Consider the following 5,006-nt stretch of genomic DNA (forward strand, 5'->3'; position numbering starts at 1 on the left):
CGTTGTTTTTAGTGGATTAAGCCGTGATTCCATTTCTTAATAATGGTATAGTAAGACAGAAGGTAAAGAGAAAGGAGTGAAACCATGAAAAAGATACTCGTTTTTGGTGGAACACGATTTTTTGGCAAAAAAGCTGTTGAATTGCTGCTTGAAAAAAATTATGAAGTAACCATTGCTACGCGTGGGATCCACTCAGATGACTTTGGAGATCAGGTCGATCGGATCATTATCGATCGAGCAGATGGAAAGCACGAAGGGTGGTCGACGCTTCAACAAGAAACATGGGATATGGTGTTAGATAATATCTGTTTTACAAAAGAAGATGCCGATTTGATTCTTGAAAAATTGAGTGGGAAAATCCACCGTTATTTTTTAACTTCTACTTTAGCTGTTTATGAAGGAGAAAAATCAGGTTATAGCGAAATTGATTTTGATCCCTGGCATTATCAGATAGATTCAAAGAAAGAAGTGACTTATGGAGAAGGCAAACGACAAGCTGAAGCAGTTTTGTTTCAACAAGCCAGCTTTCCCGTAGTTGCATTAAGAATTCCGATCGTGTTGGATACAGATGATTATACAGAGCGATTGCATTTTTATATCCGCAAAGTGTTGCAAGAAAAGCCCTTTTACTTTTATCAAAAAGATGCTAAAACAAGCTTTATTAAAGGAAGTGAAGCAGCTAAAGCCATCGTATGGTTGATTGAAAATAAAAAAAGTGGGATCTACAATGCGAGCGCTGATCAGGCTATCTCTATTGCTGATTTTGTTGATTGGTTAGAAGAAAGTCTAGCAAAAAAAGCAGATGTGTTCTATACAAATGATCAAGAGAAACAATCACCGTTTAGTGTAGCTCATGATTATTACCTGAAGGTTGCTAAAATTGAAGCAGAAGGTTTCCCAACTGGTAATTTAATAGATTGGTTAAAACCATTGATGATCCAATTGAAAAAAACGATTGAATTAGAAGGATAGAAAGAGGCTATAATGTGAAAAAAATTGATTCAGCAGCACAATTCTTAACCGAACAAATGGATTTGTTTCAGTGTCCAGTTTGTTGCCAAGCTTTCCAACAAGTAGAAAACAGAAGCTTACGGTGTGAATCGGGTCATTTATTTGATCTGTCAAAAAAAGGTACTCTTTATTTTTTGTTGAAAGGCTCAAAAAACGAATACGATAAAGAAATGCTGACCGCACGGTTCCAGATAGCTCAAGCAGGCTTGTTCAACCCCTTACTGGATTCTGTTTATCAACAAATTACAAATAAATCAACCGGTAATCTTTTGGATATAGGTTGCGGTGAAGGCTCGCAATTAAATTATTTAACAGGATTAGGTTTAAAAGGTCAAAAAATCGGTTTTGATATTTCTAAAGATGCGATCCAGTTAGCTGCAAGTCATTTTACCAGCGCTTTTTGGTGCGTAGCTGATTTAGCTCAGTCGCCTTTTGCAACGAAGCAATACGATACCATTTTGAATATTTTTTCGCCTTCCAATTACCAAGAATTTGAGCGCCTATTGAAACCGGGCGGCCAAGTGATAAAAGTTGTACCAGAAAAAGATTATTTAATGGAGTTGCGTGCTCTTTTTTATCATGATCAAGTAGATAGACAAGATTATTCTAATGAGTTAGTAATCAAAAAATTCAATGAACATTTTTCATCAATAGCAACGCAACGTGTTCGGTATCAATTTCCTTTAACGGATGAGGATTTTAAAGATTTAATGAAAATGACGCCACTAAGCTGGGGAGCCAGCGAGTCTGCTAAGCAATATGCGCTGGAACACCCGCTGACAAGTGTGACAGTAGACGTTTGTTTATTGATTGGGATTACTTAGGAAAGGAATTGTGTCTGATTTGTGAAGTTTTGTTTTTTTGGCGAACGCTTCCAATTGTATCAATTGGGCTTTCTTGGTTGCAAGATATGTCTATCAGTGTTATATTACGTATAAGCTATTTTTGTTCATTCGTTTTTATCAGGAATCCATCAGATTTTGATAAAAGTTAGTGAAACTTAAAAAAGCTTCATTAACGTATCGTTTCGCAGTGCTGGACACCGAAGCGATGCGTTTTTTTTGTTTTTTTGATATTTAGTATAGGTTATGCTATTGTCTACCAAATTGAGGAAAATGGATGAACTTTTTAAAAAAATTATGCTAAAATAAGTAGAAAAGTTCTGATGTGAAGGGGTGGATCTAGTTGACGGTGATGCAAGCAGAGCTCAAAGAAAAAATTATTGTGGAGAGCAAACGGATCGGCATCAATAAAATTGGCTTCACAACGGCTGAACCATTTATTGAATTGGAGAGCAAGTTAACAGCGCAACAAGCCAAAGGCCATCATTCTGGTTTTGAGCACAAAAATATCCAAGAACGTGTTTATCCTGAATTGATTTTTAAAAATCCACGATCGATCATCTCCATAGCTTTAGCTTATCCAACTAAAATAGAAAATCCGCCGCCTCGTGTAAAAGGAGAAAGAAGGGGAGAGTTTGCCCGTGCATCATGGGGGACAGATTACCATGACATTTTACGCGAAAAAATGAATCAATTGATTGACTACATTCGTCAAGAAGCAGGAAATACTGTTACGTATAAACCCATGGTCGATACTGGAGAATTAGTTGATGTAGCAGTTGCTCAGCGAGCAGGATTAGGCTTTATAGGCCGCAATGGTTTGCTGATTACAGAAGAATACGGTTCATATGTTTACTTAGGTGAAATCATTACAAATTTAGATTTTCCTAGTGATAAAGCTGTCTCTTTTGGTTGCGGTGATTGTACTCGCTGCGTAGATGCTTGTCCAACAGGTGCCTTGCTTGGAGATGGACGTATGAATGCTAAACAATGCCTTTCTTATCAGACCCAAACAAAAGGAATGATGCCTGAAGAATTTAGGCGGAAAATGGGGCATGTTATTTATGGCTGTGATATTTGTCAAATCGTCTGTCCTTATAACAAAGGGAAAAGTGCCCATTTTCATCCAGAAATGGAACCTGAACCAGAAAAAGTGATGCCGAAATTAAAACCGATGCTCACGATCAGCAATCGGGATTTTAAAGAACAATTTGGCCGCATGGCAGGTTCTTGGCGTGGAAAAAAGCCGCTGCAGCGCAATGCGATCATAGCTTTAGGGAATTACCGCGATAAGTCGGCTCTGCCAGAGTTGTTGCGGTGTATTGAAGAAGATCCTCGTCCAGTTATTCGTGGAACAGCCGCTTGGTCAATTGCTAAAATTGTTTCTTATAAAGATGAATTAGTTTTGGAATTTTTAGAAGAAGCAGTTGAAAAAGAGACGGACCCAGAAGCTCGATTTGAAATAGAACAAGCGATTTCCGCTATTAAAGATAAAAAAGACAAAAGAAAGTAACTATTCAGGAGGAAAAAAAAGATGCCAAACCATATCGTTTTATTTGAACCTCAAATCCCTGCCAATACTGGAAACATTGCCAGAACATGTGCGGGAACCAATACACAATTGCATTTGATTGAACCATTAGGTTTTTCAACGGATGATAAACAGTTAAAAAGAGCGGGGCTAGATTATTGGAGTGAAGTAAACATTACCTATCACGCCAGTTTGCCGGATTTTCTAGAAAGCGCAAAAGAAGGGCAGCTTCATTTGATTACCAAGTTCGGACACCAAACCTATAGTGATGTCAACTATACCGATGTTGAAAAAGATCATTATTTTATTTTCGGTAAAGAAACTACTGGTTTACCGGAAGAGTTTATGCGGGAGCATGAAGAAGACTGCTTACGAATTCCAATGGATGATACCCATATTCGTTCATTAAACCTTTCAAATACTGCGGCAATTTTAATTTATGAAGCTTTGCGCCAACAAGATTTTGTGAATATGGAATTGACACACCGCTATGAAAATGATAAATTAGCTTAATTACATTCTCCTCTCTAAAAGAGTACATCTGTCTTTTAGAGAGTTTTTATTGTAAAAAAAGGATCTACTTTACAAAGTATACGGTGCTGGGTATAATATGATGAAAGAAGGTGGGAAGAAATATGAAAAAAATCTTTATTAAAGCAATCAGAGCTTATCAGAAAGGCATATCGCCTTTATTTCCGCCAACCTGTCGTTATTACCCTACTTGTTCAAGTTATGCAATCGAAGCGATTGACCGTCATGGTGCTTTAAAAGGAACGTTAATGGGAATAGCGAGGATCTTAAGGTGCCACCCATTAGTAAAAGGCGGTTTCGACCCAGTACCGAAAAAATTTACTTTAAAACGGAGTCAACAAAAATAATAGAAACAGACAGTAGAACATATTGGAGGTAGTTTGATTGGAACAAGATAGTAAAATAAAAGACCCTAATTTAAAAGTGATCAATCGAATCAAACGTTCAGAAGGACAAATGCGCGGTGTAATTAAGATGATCGAAGAAGGGCAGGACTGTAAAAGTGTCATTACTCAATTATCTGCTATCCGCACAAGCATTGATCGGGCTATGGGAATCATTGTAGCTGAAAATTTAGTGGAGTGCGTTGCTGAAAGTATGAACGAAGGTCTGAGCAACCAAGAAAGCATTCAAGAAGCAATTGATTTATTAGTTAAAAGCAGATAAAAACACTTTAATAACAGACTTATGTGCTGTTACTAAAGTGTTTTTTCGTTAGCTTATAATTAGGTTAAGAAGAAAAGTTGGATAATAAATAACACGGCAAAAAGATAAACAAAAGGGTGAACCGTTTTTGCTTGTCCTTTGACGGCTTTTGTAATTGGGTAAGTAATGAAGCCTAAAGCCAGACCAGTTGCGATACTGCCGGTAAGCGGCATCGTTAAGATGACAATAAAAGCTGGAAATGCTTCAGATAGGTCAGACCAATCGATTTCAGCTGTGCTGGCCATCATAAGAGTTCCTACAATAACTAAAGCTGGAGAAGTAATGGCGGATACACTAGAAATCACGCTGAACAAGGGATAGAAGAAGCTAGATAAAGCAAAAAGAACAGCGATCGTTAAAGCAGTTAAACCTGTACGCCCGCCAGC

7 protein-coding genes are annotated in these 5,006 nt (G+C 37.6%); 6 read left to right on the plus strand and 1 reads right to left on the minus strand.

What is annotated here, in order from left to right; genetic code table 11:
* The first annotated feature begins 84 nt into the window (after positions 1-84).
* The 6 genes from RT405_RS12935 to RT405_RS12960 all read left to right on the plus strand — a co-directional run bounded on the left by RT405_RS12935 (position 85) and on the right by RT405_RS12960 (position 4,581).
* Positions 85-972, plus strand: coding sequence for an NAD-dependent epimerase/dehydratase family protein (locus tag RT405_RS12935; protein WP_313470225.1), 888 nt, complete (start codon positions 85-87; stop codon positions 970-972).
* 14 nt (positions 973-986) lie between these two features.
* A complete protein-coding gene (locus tag RT405_RS12940) occupies positions 987-1,835 on the plus strand; it encodes a methyltransferase domain-containing protein (RefSeq protein ID WP_313470226.1) in 849 nt (282 codons plus the stop codon).
* 370 nt (positions 1,836-2,205) lie between these two features.
* Positions 2,206-3,366 carry a tRNA epoxyqueuosine(34) reductase QueG gene (gene queG / locus RT405_RS12945; RefSeq protein ID WP_313470234.1) on the plus strand — a complete coding sequence of 387 codons (1,161 nt, stop codon included), beginning with the start codon at positions 2,206-2,208 and terminating at the stop codon, positions 3,364-3,366.
* A 21-nt stretch (positions 3,367-3,387) separates the two neighbouring features.
* On the plus strand, positions 3,388-3,897 hold the full coding sequence (gene trmL, locus RT405_RS12950; protein ID WP_313470228.1) for a tRNA (uridine(34)/cytosine(34)/5-carboxymethylaminomethyluridine(34)-2'-O)-methyltransferase TrmL: 510 nt from the start codon (positions 3,388-3,390) through the stop codon (positions 3,895-3,897).
* A gap of 122 nt (positions 3,898-4,019) precedes the next feature.
* Positions 4,020-4,262: a membrane protein insertion efficiency factor YidD gene (gene yidD / locus RT405_RS12955; RefSeq protein WP_313470230.1), complete on the plus strand. Its 243-nt coding sequence runs from the start codon at positions 4,020-4,022 to the stop codon at positions 4,260-4,262.
* A gap of 109 nt (positions 4,263-4,371) precedes the next feature.
* Entirely contained in the window at positions 4,372-4,581 is a 210-nt protein-coding gene (locus RT405_RS12960; RefSeq protein WP_396163862.1) for a metal-sensing transcriptional repressor, read from the plus strand.
* Between the two features lie 59 nt (positions 4,582-4,640).
* Here the strand turns inward: RT405_RS12960 and RT405_RS12965 are convergent.
* Positions 4,641-5,006, minus strand: a 366-nt coding sequence (locus tag RT405_RS12965; RefSeq protein WP_313470233.1) for a solute carrier family 23 protein, incomplete at its 5' end; no start/stop codon positions are given.

The sequence above is a fragment of the Carnobacterium sp. genome (assembly GCF_032094055.1).
Lineage (GTDB): Bacteria > Bacillota > Bacilli > Lactobacillales > Carnobacteriaceae > Carnobacterium_A.

Excerpts from the sequence above, each read along its gene's own strand:
- RT405_RS12960 (WP_396163862.1), top strand. The coding sequence starts at position 4,372 with ATGCGCGGTGTAATTAAGATGATCGAAGAAGGGCAGGACTGTAAAAGT.
- queG (WP_313470234.1), top strand. The coding sequence starts at position 2,206 with ATGCAAGCAGAGCTCAAAGAAAAAATTATTGTGGAGAGCAAACGGATC.
- trmL (WP_313470228.1), top strand. The coding sequence starts at position 3,388 with ATGCCAAACCATATCGTTTTATTTGAACCTCAAATCCCTGCCAATACT.
- yidD (WP_313470230.1), top strand. The coding sequence starts at position 4,020 with ATGAAAAAAATCTTTATTAAAGCAATCAGAGCTTATCAGAAAGGCATA.
- RT405_RS12935 (WP_313470225.1), top strand. The coding sequence starts at position 85 with ATGAAAAAGATACTCGTTTTTGGTGGAACACGATTTTTTGGCAAAAAA.